Source organism: Arhodomonas sp. AD133, assembly GCF_051195215.1.
GTDB lineage: Bacteria > Pseudomonadota > Gammaproteobacteria > Nitrococcales > Nitrococcaceae > Arhodomonas.
Genome location: NZ_JBNAZM010000012.1, coordinates 34,189 through 51,654, shown reverse-complemented (window position 1 = coordinate 51,654; position 17,466 = coordinate 34,189). Strand labels below are relative to the sequence as shown.

5 protein-coding genes are annotated in these 17,466 nt (G+C 65.9%); all 5 read left to right on the top strand.

The annotated features are described in order from the left end of the window. Positions 1–92 precede the first annotated feature (92 nt). The 5 genes from ACPEES_RS09300 (at position 93) to ACPEES_RS09280 (ending at position 17,410) form a co-directional block, all read left to right on the top strand. Entirely contained in the window at positions 93–1,076 is a 984-nt protein-coding gene (locus ACPEES_RS09300) for an acyltransferase domain-containing protein (RefSeq protein WP_435103192.1), read from the top strand. A 21-nt stretch (positions 1,077–1,097) separates the two neighbouring features. Further along, positions 1,098–2,492 carry a PfaD family polyunsaturated fatty acid/polyketide biosynthesis protein gene (locus ACPEES_RS09295; RefSeq protein WP_435103191.1) on the top strand — a complete coding sequence of 465 codons (1,395 nt, stop codon included), beginning with the start codon at positions 1,098–1,100 and terminating at the stop codon, positions 2,490–2,492. A gap of 57 nt (positions 2,493–2,549) precedes the next feature. Further along, positions 2,550–3,905 (top strand): aspartate aminotransferase family protein, encoded by a 1,356-nt coding sequence (locus ACPEES_RS09290; RefSeq protein ID WP_435103190.1) that lies wholly within the window; start codon positions 2,550–2,552, stop codon positions 3,903–3,905. An 81-nt stretch (positions 3,906–3,986) separates the two neighbouring features. After that, on the top strand, positions 3,987–4,865 hold the full coding sequence (gene fabD, locus ACPEES_RS09285; protein WP_435103189.1) for an ACP S-malonyltransferase: 879 nt from the start codon (positions 3,987–3,989) through the stop codon (positions 4,863–4,865). An 80-nt stretch (positions 4,866–4,945) separates the two neighbouring features. Continuing rightward, positions 4,946–17,410 carry an amino acid adenylation domain-containing protein gene (locus ACPEES_RS09280; RefSeq protein ID WP_435103188.1) on the top strand — a complete coding sequence of 4,155 codons (12,465 nt, stop codon included), beginning with the start codon at positions 4,946–4,948 and terminating at the stop codon, positions 17,408–17,410. Positions 17,411–17,466 lie beyond the last annotated feature (56 nt).

Genomic DNA, 17,466 nt, shown 5'->3' with positions numbered 1-17,466 from the left:
CGCAACGTCGCTGCTATGCCCGCGGGCGCGGCCTGTGCGAGGAATGCCATGGACGCTGCTGTGGGCGTTCGGCTTCTCCCGGGGTTGAGTACATGACGCCGCGCACCTGGATGTTCTCCGGTCAGGGGTCGCAGTACCTGGGGATGGGCCGCAAGCGCTACGCCACGGATCCGCCTTTTCGTAAGTGGCTCGACGTTTGCGACGCAATCGTCGGCGACTACACCGGTTATTCCGTCAAGCGTCTGATGGAAGACCGGAGCAAAGGCAGTGAAAACCGCCTGCTCGAGCTGCAGCGCACGAACCCCGCGTTATTCGCGATTCAGTACGCGCTCGGTCGGTCGCTCCTGGATGGGAGCGAGGAATCGCCGGATTATCTTCTCGGTTACAGCCTGGGGGAGTACGTGGCCCTCGCCCTGGCCGGCTGTCTGCGCCTCGAGGATGGGATCGCGCTGGTGGTGCGAATGGCGGAGATCGCTGAAAGCACCTGTGAGGAAGGGCGCATGCTGGCCGTGCTTGCCGGCGCCAGTGTCGTGCATCGGCACCCAGAGCATTTCGAAGGTGTGGAACTGGCAGCGGTCAATACGGACGAGAACTGCGTGGTCTCCGGTACCGCGCAGGCGGTTGCGGCATGTGCGGCCGGCCTCAGACGAATGGGCGTGGTCAGCCACGAGCTGCCCGTGCGATACCCGTTTCACTCGTCGTTGATCGAACCCATGCGCGAACCATTCGTTCGGCTGCTCGAGGGTATCGAGTGGAGACATCCCACCGTCCGGGTCGTCAGCGCCCATACCGCGCGGGCCGTCGAATGGCCGCCGGTCATGCATCCGTGGCGAGTCATTCGCTGCCGCGTCAATTTCCGGATGACCGTGGAGGGCCTGGAGCGCAATGGACAGCCCGTCTATCGGGACCTGGGTGTGTCCGGGACGCTCGCCAACGCGGTTGGGTATCTGCTGTCCGCTGAGGACTCGCACCGGGTCCGGGCGGAAATGACACCATTCGATGACAACGGCTCTACGCGGGCGCGCCCGGCGACGGCGACACCGGGTCATGGTGCCGTGCCTTGGGTGGGGGTTTGAAAGTTGGTTGAGGGGGAACGTATGAGCGCTCACTTGCGTATGGAGCCGGAAGGTCTGGGCGCATCCGCTTTCCGGGAACGCTATGGTCTGCGCTACGCCTATGTGTCCGGGGCAATGTACAAGGGCATTGCCACTGCGGAGTTGGTCATTGCCATGGGCCAGGCGGGCTTCATGGGGTTCTGCGGCACCGGCGGCGTTGCGCTGTCCCGGGTCGAGCGGTCGATAGAGCACATCCAGCGTCAGCTCGGTTCGGACGGCGCCTATGGCATGAACCTTCTCAACAATGTCGTGCAACCGGAGCTGGAAGAGGAAACCGTCGATCTGTACCTCAAGCACGAGGTGCCGGTCGTGGAGGCTTCCGCCTACATGACGGTTTCGCCGGCGCTTGCCCGGTATCGCCTCAAGGGGCTGTATCGCGGTGCGGACGGCCAGATCGTTACACCGCACCGCGTCGTCGCGAAGATCTCCCGCCCGGAGGTGGCCGAGGCGTTCATGCGTCCGGTGGACGAGCGCACCGTGCACCGGCTTCGGGAAGCGGGAAAGATCACAAAGGCCGAAGCCGAGCTCGCGCGCTTCGTTCCCGTGGCCGACGACATCTGCGTGGAAGCGGATTCGGGAGGGCACACGGACCGCGGCAGGCTTTTCGCGCTGCTGCCCGGCATTCTGGCGCTTCGGGAGCGCATGATGGCCGAGAACGGGTTCGCACGGCCCATCCACGTTGGTGCGGCCGGTGGTATCGGCACGCCGACGGCCGCTGCGGCGGCGTTCGTTCTGGGGGCCGATTTCGTCACCACCGGTTCCATCAATCAGTGCACGGTGGAGGCGGGCATCAGCGATACCGTCAAGGACATGCTCCAGCAGATGGACGTCCAGGACACCGACTACGCCCCCGCCGGCGACATGTTCGAGATCGGAGCCCGCGTGCAGGTCCTCAGGAAAGGCGTGCTCTTCCCGGGTCGTGCCAACAAGCTCTACGAGCTTTACAGCCGCCACGATTCGCTGGAAGAGATCGATGCAAGGATGCGCGAGCAGATAGAGACCAAGTACTTCAAGCGCTCGTTCGAGGACGTCTGGGCGGAAACCCGGGCGCACTACGCCCGTACCGCGCCGGACGTGCTCGAGAAGGCAGAGCGTTCCGCCAAGATGAAGATGGCCCTCGTATTCCGCTGGTATTTCGTGCACACGACCCGCCTGGCGCTGGAGGGCGATTCCGCGCACAAGGCTGATTTTCAGGTGCATTGTGGCCCCGCTCTGGGCGCTTTCAACCAGTGGGTGCGGGGAACCGAGCTCGAAAGCTGGCGTAACCGCCGTGCGCCCGAGCTCGGGACCCGAATCATGCAGGCTGCCGCGGCCCACCTGAATCGCCTGTATTCGACGCCCTCGCGCGCACAACCGCAGCAGGTGGCCGCCGTGTGAGCGGTTTACAGCCAACCTCACCGACCTCGGGAACGAATCGTACAGGGATGACGCATCATGACGCTCAAAACCGCCAAATCCAGAGCCTACTTCAAGGAACTTCGGCGCTATCTGCCATGCGGCGCACACCGGCATTTCTATAAGTCGGGCATTCGCCCGCTGACCCCGTTCGTCGACGGACACGGGGCACGCCTGCGTGACATGGACGGCAACGAGCACCTGGATCTCGTCTGCGAGTACGGTGCCTCGTTGGTCGGCCACGGCAATCAGCGTTACAACGAACGCCTCAAGAGCCAGATCGACCGCGTCGTCTCGGTTGACCAGGCAGGGCTGGAAGCCGGCGTCTGCGAGCGCCTCGTGCGCTATGTTCCCAGTGCGGAGTGGGTGCGTTTCGGCCTCAGCGGCACCGAGGTCATCCAGAACGCGCTCCGGCTGTCGCGAGCCTATACCGGGCGTGAACGCGTCCTGCGCTTTCTCGGTCACTACCATGGCAGCGCGGACAGCGTTATGGGCGGCACGCCACGTTCGCAGGCCGATCCCAGGGCGCAGGAGTACGACGGCGATGGCTACTTCACCGAGGGCCGGGCTCCCGGCGCCCTCGACCAGGATACCCTGCTCATCCCGTGGAACGACGTCGACGCGCTCGAGCGCGTGTTCCGAGACCACGGTGACCAGCTCGCCGCGATCATGATGGAACCGGTGGCGCTCAACAGTGGTGGCATGCTGCCCGCGCCCGGATATCTCGAGACGGCGCGGCGGTTGTGCGATCGGCACGGTGTCGTATTCATCCTGGACGAAGTCATCACCGGGTTTCGCATGGCGCTCGGTGGTGCACAGTCGGTCTTCGGGGTGACGCCGGATCTCACGATTCTCGGCAAGGCCATGAGCGGCGGTGCCGTGCCGGTTTCGGCTCTGGTGGGCCGACGCGACATCATGGACCTCTACGATCGTCAGCGTGTCGTCCACTGCGGCACGTACAACGGCTATCCACTCGGTCTCGCGGCGGTCGAGGCGACCATGAACCTCCTGGAGGAGGATCCGGATTGCTATCAGCGCATGGGCGGCCACCTACTCGAGATCGCGCGAACGCTGACGGACGCCGCCCGCGATGTCGGCTTGCCGCTCGTGGTCCAGGGCATTCCGACTGGAATGTCGGCGCACGTATGCGCCGAGCCGCTGCGGCGACCCGAAGACTATACCCCTGAGCTGCAGACCCGGGACGGGCTGGTAAAGGCGGTATGCGAAGGGCACGGGATCCAGTTCGCCCCACGGTACTTCCGGCTTTACTGCAATCTCATGCTCAACGATGACGATGTCGCGTTCTTCCGTGACCGTATACACGGCGCGCTGCACGAAGCCAAGGAAGTGCTCCTGAGCATGGACGATCCGGTCGCGTTGCAAGCGGCGGGATAGCCCGTTCCCACGAACACCCGAATAGCAGAAGACGCCGGGCTGTCCGGGGTGCACTACCGGCCCGGCAACAGGGAGAGACCGATGCTGGCATACGTATTTCCGGGCCAGGGCGCCCAGTTCAAGGGAATGGGAGAGGGCCTGTGGGAGCGCTTCCCCGAGCATGTGGCGCAGGCGGACACCGTGCTCGGCTATTCCGTATCACGCCTTTGCCTCGAAGACCCCGACGGGAAGCTCACGCAGACGGCGTATACACAGCCCGCCCTGTACGTGGTCAATCACCTGTTCTATCTCGCCGCGCTGGAGGACAACGGCCAGGAGCCCGATTACGTAGCCGGTCATAGCCTGGGTGAATACAACGCGCTGCTGGCATCCGGGGCGTTCGATTTCGAGACCGGATTACGTCTCGTATGCAAGCGTGGCGCGTTAATGGCTAGCGCCGACCGAGGCGGCATGGCGGCTGTCTTGGGATTGACGGTGGAGCAGATTCGCACGGCGCTGCGGGACAACGCACTGAGCCGTCTCGACCTCGCGAATATGAACACGCGTTACCAGACCATTATCTCGGGACCCGCGAACGAAATCGCCGCGGCCGAACGGCCCATCGCGAACGCCGGTGGCCAGTTGATCCCGCTGCGCGTCAGCGGCGCGTTCCATTCCCGGGAAATGAGTGACGCGAGCGAGGCCTTTAGCGACTACCTGCGCCCCTACGAGTTCAACTGGTTGCGCATACCGGTCATTTCGAACGTACAGGCCGCGCCGTACCCGCAGGGGGAGATCAAGGCACTGCTAGCGGCACAAATCGCCAGCCCGGTGCGCTGGTTGGAGAGCGTCGAGTATCTGCTTGCCCACGGTGTCCGGCGTATCGAACAGGTCGGTCCCGGCAACGTACTCACCGATATGGTCACGCGCATCCGCAACGAGCGCGGCGAGCCGGCCGGGCTGGTCGCCTCGTCCTCCTGACAGCGAAATATCTCGAGGGCGTGCGTCTTTTGCGCTGACGGATCGGCAGGATTTTCGACATAAGGAATGGGAGACGGGGCATGACAGAGGACTGTTGCCTGCATCAGCTTATCGAGACCCGGGCGACTACGGACCCGGATGCCATCGCAGCCGAGCTCGACGGTGCCGTGCTGCGTTATGGAGAGCTGCAGGCGCTTTCAGACGTACTTGCGCGACGCTTGCGCGCCGATGGTGTAGGCGGGGACACCATTGTCGCACTCGCCATGGAGCGCAGCCTCGAGCTGGTCGTTTCCATCGTCGCGGTCCTGAAAGCCGGCGGTGCCTATCTGCCGATCGACCCAGGTTATCCGCGCGAGCGGTTGACCTTCATTATCGAGGATGCTGCGCCGCAAGCGGTGTTGACGAACTCGGACCTGGAAACGGTGCCGTCCGGTCTCGGTACGGACGTTCGTCACGTCTGCGTCGCGGAGCTGCGGAACGACCCAGGATACGGACGTGAGCCGTTCGGCGCCGGCTCCGCGGGTCGGCGCGATCTCGCCTACGTGATCTACACGTCCGGTTCCACGGGCAGGCCGAAAGGTTGCATGGTGGAGCATGCCGCGCTCGCGAACCGCGTTCAGTGGATGCAGCGGGCCTATCCCATCGGGCCCGATGACGCCGTGCTGCAGAAGACGCCGTTCACCTTCGATGTCTCCGTTTGGGAATTGCTCTGGCCGCTCACGGTCGGAGCCCGCATGGTGCTCGCCAGGCCGGATGGTCATCGTGACGGTGTCTATCTCGCGCGGTGTATCGATGAGCACGGCGTTACGGTCTGTCATTTCGTGCCGTCCATGTTCCGTCAGTTCCTGACCGATCTCGAGCCCGGACGGGCGCTCGGGCTTCGTCACGTGTTTCTCAGCGGTGAGGCTTTACCCCATGGCCTGATGCGAAGCGGCATGGAGCGGTTGCCGGCCACGGCACTTCACAATCTCTACGGCCCCACCGAGGCCGCCATCGACGTGACCTATTGGGATTGTGAGCTGCGTGCTGATGGGGCCGTACCGATCGGTCGCCCCATCGACAACATCGAGATTCTGCTGCTCGACGAGCAAGGCCGGTCTGTCGCCGACGGAGACCCCGGGGAGCTGCACATTGCCGGGGCGGGACTGGCGCGCGGTTATCTCAACCGCCCCGAATTGACGGCCGAGCGCTTCTTCGACCATGTCGACGCCGACGGCGAGCGCCGGCGTGTGTACAAGACCGGGGATCGGGCGCAACGGCTCCCGGATGGCAACATCGTCTATCTCGGGCGGCTCGATTTTCAGGTCAAGCTGCGGGGATTCCGCATCGAACTGGGGGAGATCGAGGCGGCACTGGTCAGCCATCCGGCGATCCACCAGGCAGCCGTGGTGGTCGAGAACGAGACGGGCGACGACCCTCGTCTGGTGGCGCACGTTGTGGGCGACGAGGTTTCGGTCCGGGAGCTGCGACGGCATCTGCGCCAGAAGCTGCCCGATTACATGGTGCCCAACCGGTTCGTGGAGCCGCGAACGCTCCCGCTCACCGGCCACGGCAAGGTGGATCGGGATGCGTTGAAGGACGGAGGCATCGCGGAGGATAAAGCCGAGTCGGGCGAGCCGCACGCCGACGGCCTCGTCGAGCGCGTCACGGCATTGGTCGGGCGCCATCTCGACGGTGAGCAGCTGGGTCCGGACGACGATCTGTTCGATTACGGGGCGACGTCATTCACGCTCATGCGCCTTTCCCGCTCACTGCAGGAGGCATTCGGCACCACGATCGCGGTCGAGACATTTCTGCTCGATCCCACCATCCGCGGCATCCTCAACCAGCTCGGTGCCGGTGGGTCGGACGCCGGTGGTGCGGACGAATCGACGGCGGTTGACCGCGGCGCCGCCGAGCGCCCGTCGGATTACACGGATGACCACGAGGACAGCATGGACAGCGTCCGGACTGACGTGGAGCGACTGTGCCGCGAGGTGCTCGGGGTCGCCACGCTCGGCGAAAGTGATGATTTCTTCGAGCTCGGGGCCACTTCCTTCACCCTCATGCGTCTGGCCCGGGCCATCGAGAACGAGCTCGGAACCGCCATCGCCATCGAGGCTTTTCTGGAAGAGCCGACCCTCGCGGGCGTAATGCGCCAAATGGGGAGCGACGAATCCCCGACGGAATCGAGCACCGAGAACGATAGTGCAACCGTGACCGAAGCCGCGCCGCAGCAACCGCCCGCCGCTGGCTCCGATGGTTATGCGATCGAAGTCTGCCTGACTCAGGGTGATACCGGCACGGTTGGTCAGGGGAAAGAACGATCGCGTGCCGATTCCGATCAAGCGTCGGCATCGAAGGCAACCGCCGTCGAGAATCCGGTTTCGCCATCCCGGGTATCCGCGGATGCTCAAGTGGAGGACGTCGTTGCCCGATTGTGCCGAGACGTGCTGGAGGTGGACTCGATAGATATCGAATCCGACCTCTTCGAGCTAGGTGCCACCTCCTTCACCCTCATGCGGCTTGCGCGGGCCGTCGAGACCGAGCTCGGGGTCGCAATTGCCCTCGAGGCCTTCCTGGAAGAGCCAACCCTCACCGGGGTGGTGCGCCACGTTCAGGAACAGTCGCCTGCTTCGCGGCCCGGTGCCGAGGAGAACCGACCCGCTGGCAGTGTGTCGGCGACGGCCCCCGTGCAGGAGACCGGAGCCACGAAGTCGCCTCGGTCCGCTCCAGAGCCGGAACCCGCGCCTGAAGCGGCGGTCGGGCAGGGCAGTCACGAGAGTCACACATTACGGACCGTCGCGCTCCCGAAATCAGGCAACGGTGACCGACTCGGCACGAGTTTATCGTCGCACATGGGTTCCGGGCGCATTTCCGTCGCTGCACTCGGCTATCTCCTCTCCCGGCTGCGTTCGGTAACGATCGCGGAAGACCACGCGCGCTACCTGTTTCCCTCCGGCGGCGGCAAGTATGCCGTACAGGTGTACGTCGTCGTCGGCCCCGGTGACGTGGACGGCCTCGCACAAGGTACCTATTACTACCATCCGGCCCATCACAAGCTTTACCGCATTGGCGGCGCGGCGCCGGCTGACGCCGGCGTTCGCGGCGGTGGCGGTGTGTGCCTCGTACTCGTGGGGCAGCTCAAGGCGCTCGAATCCACGTATGACCGCCTGAGTCCGCTGCTCGCGACGCTCGATGCCGGGTACATGACTCAGCTTATCAGTGACGGTCAGGCCGAAGCTGGCGTGCGCCTGTCTGCCGCGCATGTGACCGACTCTGAGCGCCTTCATTCGGCGTTGGCGCTCGATGCCGGGCATCGTCAGCTTGCTTGTCTGGCTGTCAGTGGCAGCGCGGGGACGTCCGCGAACGAGCACGCCACGGCGAAACCACTCGCGCACCTGTGCCTGGAGACGAACGGTCGCGAGCCCGCGGTCACCGCGAGCTACGCGGCGGCGGACTACCGAAGCGTCGAGCTTTCCGCTGAGGAACGCGTCCAGTACGAGGCCGGAGCGTTGAACGTGCGCGGCGATTGTGAAGCGCGCGAATCGGTGACACTTGTCGGCCACTCCTATCCCCTGAGCGAGTTCATCGGGCGCGCGAGTCGTCGCGATTATGCCCGTCGCTCGATACCTCAGTCGGCCTTCCACGATTTCATGGCGTTGCTTGGTGGCGAAGTCGAGCGCCTCGGTCTCGGCATCAGTGACGATGCGCGACTGAGCGAACTCGTGCAGTTCTACGTGCTGGTACGCGCCGATACGATTGACGGGCTCGAAGGCGGCTTGTGGCGATACCTGCCGGAGCGCAACGAGCTGACGTTCGTTAGTGCCGATGCCCATGATGCCGTGCGCAAGGGCTTCTACCCGTTCAACCGCGGCCACTTCGATCAGGCGGCGTTCGCGCTGCTGATCGTCGGCGCCGCTAACACCGTTAACGACGCCGCACGCCTCAACGCCGCCGTGGTCGCCACGGGCATGCTCGGACAGACGCTGATGCGTCGTCAGCGGGACTTCCGAATCGGCCTGTGCCCGGTGGGCTGGATGCACCTCGACCCTGTACGGGAGCATTTGGAGCTCGGTTCCGAAGTCGAGTTCGTGCACGGTTTCACCGGTGGGTATTACGATCATGATCAGCCGGTTCCCCTGAGTGCCCTCGATCGGCGCGAGTCGGATACGAGCCGGTTCGCTCAGGCGGCGGGGGCTGCCGAGCCGCGCGGCGAAATGGCGATCATCGGAATGAGCGGCCGGTATCCCGGCGCCGACGACGTCTGGCAGTTGTGGCGCCGGTTCGAGGATGCCGAATGCATGATCGGGCCGCTACCGTCGGACCGCTGGGGCAGCGATGAGCTCCGCGGAGGCTTTCTCGACGCCATCGACCGGTTCGACAGCCTGCTGTTCAATATCGCGCCGGTCGAAGCGCGCTCCATGGATCCCCAGGAGCGCCTGTTTCTGGAGGTGGTATGGGAGTGCCTCGAATCCGCCGGTTACACGCCCGACACGCTTCGTGCCGCCGCACCCAGGGTGGGGGTCTTCGTCGGCGTGATGTGGGGCGATTACCAGAAGTTCGGTGCTCGCTCCGACGGTGAGCCCGGTCCCACGTCGACGTATTCCTCGATCCCGAACCGGGTTTCCCACTTCTTCGACTTCCAGGGGCCGAGCATGGCGGTGGATACCGGCTGCTCGTCGGCCCTCACCGCCCTGCACATGGCGTGCGAGAGCGTTCGTAACGGCGAATGTGATGCGGCGGTCGTCGGCGGTGTGAACCTGGTCGGCCACCCGGACCACATCCGCGTGCTCAGGGACCTGGAGCTCGTCTCCCCCGACCAGACCTGTCAGGTCTTCGGGGCGGACGCGGATGGTTGGGTGGTCGGCGAAGGCGTGGGGGCGGTTCTCGTGCGGCCAGCCGAGGCAGCCCGGCGTGACGCCGATGCCCGCTACGCCGTTATCCGGGGCACGGCGGCCGCCCATCGGGGCAGAAGTCGTGGCCGAACCATGCCCAATGCGGATGGTCAGGCGCGGTCGCTACGGGCGCTGATGCAACGATGTGCCGTGGAACCGGACACGATTTCGTACGTGGAAGCCTCCGCCGCCGGGGCCGGTATCGCCGACGCGGCCGAGGTCTCCTCGGTGGAGCGTGTCCTGGGCGAGAGCCGCGACGAGGGATCGCCGTACCTCATTGGCTCCGCCAAGGCGAACCTCGGGCACCTCGAGGCGGCTTCCGGCATGGCACAACTGGCGAAGGTGGTGCTCCAGCTCCAGCATGGCCGGATCGTGCCCACGCCGGTGCCGGATGCGCTCAATCCTTTCGTGGACTGGCAGAGCGCTCGAGGCGCGCTAGCCGTCAGCGGCCGTACCTGGGACGCCCCGATTGCCGGCGAAAAGGAAGGCCACGCCAGTCGCCGGGCCCTGATCAACGGCTACAGCGCGGAAGGTTCCTGCAGTCATGCGATCGTGGAAGAATCGATCGCTCCATCGGAGGTATCCACCTGTGGTGACCGTGAGCTGATCGTTCTCTCGGCTGCCACCCAGGCGCAGTTGCGTACATACGCGCAGCGGCTCGCCACCCACTTGAGCTATCTGGATGCGACGCCTGCCGATGCCCGGCCGGCGGTCATGCGGCACGCATCCCTTTGTGACGTGGCGTTCACCCTGCAGAACGGCCGCGTTCCCATGCCTTATCGGCTCGCCACGATTGCCGGCAGCCCGGGAGAGGCTGCCGAGCGCCTTCGCCGCTTCGCGTCCGGCGACGTTGAGGTGCCGGCTCTGGCGAGCGCACACACCGGTGCCGACCCGGGTGGCCGGGAAACGCCGGTGCGTGCGCCGACGCTGGAAGCGGCGATGACGCAGTGGCTGGAGGGAGCCGCGATTGACTGGTCGGCCCTGCGGCATACGGGCGCACAGCGTGTGCCGCTGCCGAGTTATCCCTTCGCCGGTGAGCGGCACTGGATACCCGCCAGTACGCCTGGCGCAGTGGCGGGGTCTCAAGCGGCTTGGAAGACGGCGGAGCCGACAGGGGAGGCGACCGACCCGCAGAATGTCCTTGCGGAGTGGCTCTGCGGTATGTACGCGGAGGAGGCGGAGCTGCCCGTCGATCGTGTACGACCTGACGTGCCGCTGGAGAACCTGGGCCTGAATTCGCTGCTCATCACGCGAATGAACCGACGCCTGGACGGCCTCGGTGTCGGCATTCAGCGGCGGACATTGCTGTTCGAATTCCGCACCCTCGGCGATGTCGCAGCGTACCTGCTCGCCAACCACGCTGCGGCCGTGACTCCGCTACTGCAGTCGCCGGAGGCACCCGTAAGCAGCAGCGCGCAGGCCGCTGATGGGCGGCCCGCTTCGGTGGCCGGCCCGTCGGGGGCAACGGGGGAGACGCCGGGCGAAGGCGACGAGCCCATAGCCGTGATCGGGATGGCGATGCGATATCCCGAGGCCGATTCCGCGCCGGCTTTCTGGGACAATCTCATCAGCGGCCGCTGCAGCATCGGCGAAATTCCCCCGGAGCGCTGGGACTGGCGGCAGCACTACGACGAGACACGGGGCCGCACCGGATTCAACTACAGCCGCTTCGGCGCATTCGTCACCGGCGCAGAGCACTTCGATCCCCTGTTCTTCAACATCGCCCCCAGCGAAGCCGAGTCCATGGATCCGCAGGAGCGGCTGTTCCTGCAGACGGCCTGGAGCGCCGTGGAGGACGCGGGCCGGGCACCCGGAGCCCTCGGTGAGGCCGGCCGGGTGGGCGTTTTCGCGGGCGTGATGAACGATACCTACGAACGCGCCGCTGCCGACGTGGCGGGGGCGGACGCTGCCGCCAGGGCACAGGTGACGCGCTACTGGTCCATCGCCAACCGGGTGTCCTACCAGCTCGACGTTCGCGGCCCCAGCATGGCCGTCGACACGGCCTGTTCATCGTCGCTCGCCGCGGTGCATCTCGCCTGTGAAAGTCTTCGCCGCAGCGAGTGCGAGCTCGCGCTGGCCGGCGGTGTCAATCTGGTGCTTCATCCCAGCCACTTCATCAGCCTGTCGTCGGTGACGATGCTCTCCAGCGACGGCCAGTGCCGGCCGTTCGGTGATCGCGCCGACGGTACGGTGATCGGGGAGGGCGCCGGGTGCATCCTGCTCAAGCCGTTGCGGCGGGCCATCGAAGACGGTGATCACATCCACGGTGTCATCCGGGCCAGCGCGATCAACAGCGATGGCCGCACCAACGGTTACACCGTGGCGAATCCACAGGCCCAGGGCGAAGTTGTTGGCGAGGCACTGCGTCGCGCCGGCGTTCACCCCCGCACGATCACCTATCTGGAGGCACACGGAACAGGCACGGCGCTTGGCGATCCAATCGAGATCGAGGGTCTGTGTCAGGCGTTCACGCCCTACACGGATGAGCGCCAGTACTGTGCCCTCGGATCGGTCAAATCCAACATCGGCCACCTGGAGTCCGCTGCCGGTATCGCGGGGTTGACCAAGGTCTTGCTTCAGTTGCGGCACGGACGCTATGCGCCGACGCTGCATGCCGAGCCAGCCAACCCGGATATCGACTTTACCGCTACGCCATTCAGTCTGCAGACCGCGCCGGGCGACTGGCAACGACCCGTATTGGCGCTCGACGGCAGCGAGCCCATGGAGTATCCGCGCCGGGCCGGAGTCAGCTCGTTCGGTGCAGGAGGCGTCAACGTTCACCTGGTGGTCGAGGAGCATCGGCCGGAGGCGGAACGGCCCGGGAGGCCCACGGATACTGAACGGGCCCGGATCATCGTTCTGTCCGCGAAGCGGCGTGAACGTCTCGCGGCGGCTGCCGGGCAACTGCAGGCGCATCTGGCGGCGCGGCCCGGTGTCGATCTGGATGACGTCGCGTTCACGTTGCAGACCGGTCGTGAAGCCATGACATGCCGGCTGGCCATCGTCGCGCACGGAATGGAGATGCTATTGGAGCGTCTGGGTCGGTGTGCGGGAGGCGAATTCGACGGTAACGGCGTGTTCAGCGGCGAAGTGCGGATGCCGGGTGACCCGCACGCGGTCGATCCCCGCCCGGTGATGGAAGTGGACGCCGAGACCATCGCTGCCGCCTGGGTTCGCGGAGAACGGGTCGACTGGGAGGTGTTGCCGGGGAATCAAGGGGCACGGCGCCTTCCGCTGCCGACGTATCCGTTCGCCAGGCAGACCTACTGGATCGGCGGGGCACGTCCCGGCAACGGATCCGGCGAGCCGGCCGAAGTACCTCGGGAAGGAGGGGGCGCCGATGGACCGCCAGAGGCCGGGGGCGCCGGCGATTGGAGCTCCGGCCTCGTCGTGCCTGTTTACGTCCGCGATGACGGGCCGCGCCGAAGCGGTCTGCCCGGAACTGTCTGGGTCCTGGATGGTGACGGCACGACCAGCAACGCTTTGCGCGAGCTCGCCGGGAGCGCGGAGAGGGTCGTCCGGATTCGACCGGGCGCGGCATTTCGACGGCATGATGCCGACGAGTTCGCAGTCGATCCGACCGATCCCGGCCAGTACCGGCAACTCGTCGACGCGCTGCTGAACGCAGGTCTCACGCCTTCCGTGGTGATCAATGCCTGGGTGGACCACCCGTTCGAAACGACGCCGGCGAGCGTTGAAACACAGCTCCGACAAGGCTTCTACCCGTGGGTGTACCTGACTCAGGCATTGTCGCAGGCGGGGCACCGTCAGCGGACACGGCTGATCGCGTGGAACCCGGCTGACGCGCCGTCGGAACATCCCCTCGCGGGGGCACAGGAAAGCCTGCTGCGCACGATCGCCGCCGAGCTCTCGTGGGCTGCCGTGACCGTGGTCGAAGCAACCGGTGATCCGGGCGAAACCGCCTCCGGCTTGGTCAACGAGCTGTGGGCGACGGGGCCGGAGTCGATGGCTGTGCGGTACGAGGGTGGTCGGCGGTTGCGGAAAGGCTACGAGCCAATCCAGGCGGCGGACGCAAGGCCGATGCCCCCCGGGCCAGGGGTCTATCTGATCGCCGGTGGTGCTGGGGGCATCGGGCGCCGTCTTGCACGCCACCTGGTTCGAACTACCGATGCGGCCGTTGTGCTGCTGGGGCGTTCGCGGCTGGCGGAGCCGGCGCGCGAGGACCTCGAGGCGGAAGCGCCGGGTCGCCTTGCGTACTACCAGGCCGACATCTGCGATGCCGAGGCGCTGGATGTCGTGCTGCGGGACATACGGGCGCGATTGGGCCCGTTGATTGCCGTTATTCATTGTGCCGGGGTACTGCACAATGCGCCGGTCGCGGACAAGCAGCCGCTGGCGATGTCGGCGGTTCTCGGTCCCAAACTTTTCGGCACCGTCAATCTGGACCGGCTTACACGCGAGGACCCGCTGGAGTGTTTTCTGCTCTTCTCCTCACTGACCGCGGAAATCGCTTCCCCGGGGCAGGTCGACTACGCGTTCGCGAACGGATTCGCGGATCACTTCGCCCGCTGGCGGGAGGGCGAACGCCGGGCCGGACGGCGTTCCGGGCGATCGCTGTCCGTCGATTGGCCGTACTGGCACGACGGCGGGATGGCGATTGCGCTGGAGATCCTCGATTTGCTGCAGGCACGCTGGGGTGTGGAGGCGATCGACAGCGAGAAGGGCCTATCGTTGCTGGATCGGCTCTGGGCCTGCGAGGCCTCCCAGGTTCTGGTCGTTCCCGGCGATCCGGCGCGGGTCCAGCGCACCCTGGGGGGCACCTCCGCCGACGTGCCGGGTGCGCCGGAGCGGCCAGCCGGCGAAGGAGCGGGACCAGCGCTTGCGGAAATACTCGTCGAAGAGATCGCCGGTGTTTCGAAGATCGAGTCAGAGCTCGTGGATGAGGAGACGCCGTTGACGGAGTACGGGTTCGACTCCGTGATGCTGACACGACTCGCCCACCGCCTGTCCGAACGGCTCGACTTGGCGGTGACGCCGTCGGACCTGGTGGAGCAGCCGACGGTCGCAAGCCTCCAGTCCTTCCTTGCCAGTGCCGGTCACAACGACGCAGTCCCGTTTGCGGCGGTCGCCGCGGGCGGCGGTGGTTCGACTGCAGGCATGCCCGAGGCGGTGCACGAGCAGCCGTTTGTGGCGGGTGCGGGTGGCCATACCGCCGAGACGGTTACACGCGCATCCCAATGCCGGCACCCGTGGCTGGGCACACTCGACACCGGTCGCGTGGACCGGCTACCGGTCGTCCTGGACGGCACCGACCCGGTGCTCAGTGATCACCGGATCGGTGACGACGTACTCCTGCCGGGCGCCGGTTATCTGGAGGTTGCGCGGGCTGCCGGGGCGCAAGGCCTTGATTGCCGAAGCATTGCGCTCGGCAACGTGTCCTGGCAGCGACCGCTGCGGATCGATCCCCACGGAACCACCGAAATCGAGCTTCGGCTCGACAGCCGCCGGCAAGGATACGGCTTTCGTGCCGTCGCCCCCGGCGAGGCCGATGCTCCCTATGCCCAGGGCACGGTGGAGCCGCTCACCGGTGCACCGGTGATGGACCGCCTCGACCTCGATGCCATTCGCCAGTCGTGCACACGTCTGCGATACGGCGACGCGTTGTACGCGGACATGGCTCGCGCGGGGTTTGAATACGGACCGCGGTACCGGAGTATCGAGGTCCTGTACGCAGGGCAGGGCGAAGCCCTGGCCCGCCTTTCCCTGGGTGACGGCCACAACGGCACCGACGGATTCGTTCTGCATCCCGCCTTGCTGGACGGCGCCTTTCAGGCGGCGATTGGCGCCACGGCCGATGCGGACGCCGGTGAACGCGTCCACGTGCCTTTCTTCCTGCGTTCCGTGCGTCAGTTCGAAGCATTGCCGGACCACTGCTGGGTGCACGTGCGGCGTTCGTCCCGGAGCACGGCGCAGGTTGAGCGCTTCGACATCGTTATCGGCGACGTTGAAGGACGGGTGCTCGTGGAGGTGGATGAATTTACGGTGCGGCCGTTGCCGGCCACCGGGCATTCGGGGCCTTCCACGGAACCGCGTGCGCCGGCCGCGCCGGACAGCAGGCCCGCAAAGACCAATCCTGAAGCTGCAAGCACGCAGCGGACGGCGAACGATGGTCGCGGCCGATCAGCGGAGCGCATTGCCGTTGTCGGTGTCGCGGGTCGTTTCCCTCAGTCGCCGGACGTCGAGACGTACTGGCAGCACCTGGTGGACGGGAATCATCTCGTCAGCGAGGTGGACCCGCAGCGGTGGGACTGGCGTGAGCACTTCGATCCCGCCAAGGGTACCGTGCGCAAGACGTACTCGCGCTGGGCGGGGTACGCGCCGGGGGTCGAATCCTACGATCCGGCATATTTCGGTATCCGCGAGGCGGACGCCCGGGCGATGGATCCGCAGCACCTGCTGGTCCTGGAGCTCTCGCAGCACCTCTTCGACAATGCGGGTTACCACGGCAAGGAGCTGGCGGGGCGTCACGTGTCCGTGATTCTGGGTGCGGCCGCCGGTGAATGTGCCGCGACCAGCGATCCGACACTGCCGCCGGACGTGGCCAAGGGTGCGGTGGTGCATTCCATTCAGAACATGATCGCCGCGCGCGTCTCCGATTTCTTCGACCTCCGTGGCGAGTCCTACACCATCGATACCGCCTGCTCCTCGTCGCTGGTGGCGATCCATCATGCCTGCCGTGCTCTGCGTTCGGGCGAGTGCGATATGGCGGTCGCCGGCGGAATCACGCTGCTGCTCGACGAACAGGCCCATGTCCGTTTCAGCCAGGCGTCCGTGCTCTCCGATGATCCCTGCTGCTATGTCTTCGACCAGCGGGCCAAGGGCTTCGTGCTGGGCGAGGGGGCGGGGCTCGTGTTGCTGAAGCGCTACGACGACGCGGTCGCCGACGGTGACCGGATCATGGCGGTGGTGAGCGGTTCCGCCGTTAACAATGACGGTCGCACCATGGGGATCACCACCCCCAACCTCGAAATGCAGCATTCGGTCATCCGGCGGGCCATCGACAATGCTGGCGTGCACCCGCGAAGCATCACCTACCTGGAGGCTCACGGGACCGGCACTTTGTTGGGCGACCCCATCGAGATCAAGGCCGCCAGCAGGGCCTACGGGGAGTTCACCGAAGACCGGCAGTACTGTGCGGTGGGTTCGGTGAAATCGAATACGGGGCACCTGTTGCTGGCCGCCGGTGTGGCCAGCTTCATCAAAGTCGTCATGATGCTGCAGCAGCGGTACATACCACGGACGTTGCACTGCGATACGCCTCATCCGCGCTTCGAATTCGAGCGCTCACCATTCAGACCGGCGTTACAGGGCGCGCCCTGGGACAACTTCGTGGAGCGCAGGTGTGCGGCGATCTCCGGATTCGGCTTCGGGGGAACCAATTGCCACATGATTCTCGAAGAGTTCGCCCCGGAGGATGGCGCCTACCGGGCACGCCGCGAACCGTTGCCACCCACGCGGTTCGAGCGTCGGCGCTGCTGGTGGCCATGCCGTAACGGCGCCACGGGCGCCTCGCCGGACGGGGAAACCGCGGACCGCCATACCACCGGTGAACGACCGAGGACCTATGAGGAGCTGGTCGAGGCACTGCAGCAAGGCCACATCAGCGTCGAAGAAGCCGTCGCGCTGGAGCCGCTGCTGGGCGAATAGCCCAGCTCGGGTGCGCGAGATCCAAACCAGGAAGCACTCTGCTAAGGAAGGGAAAC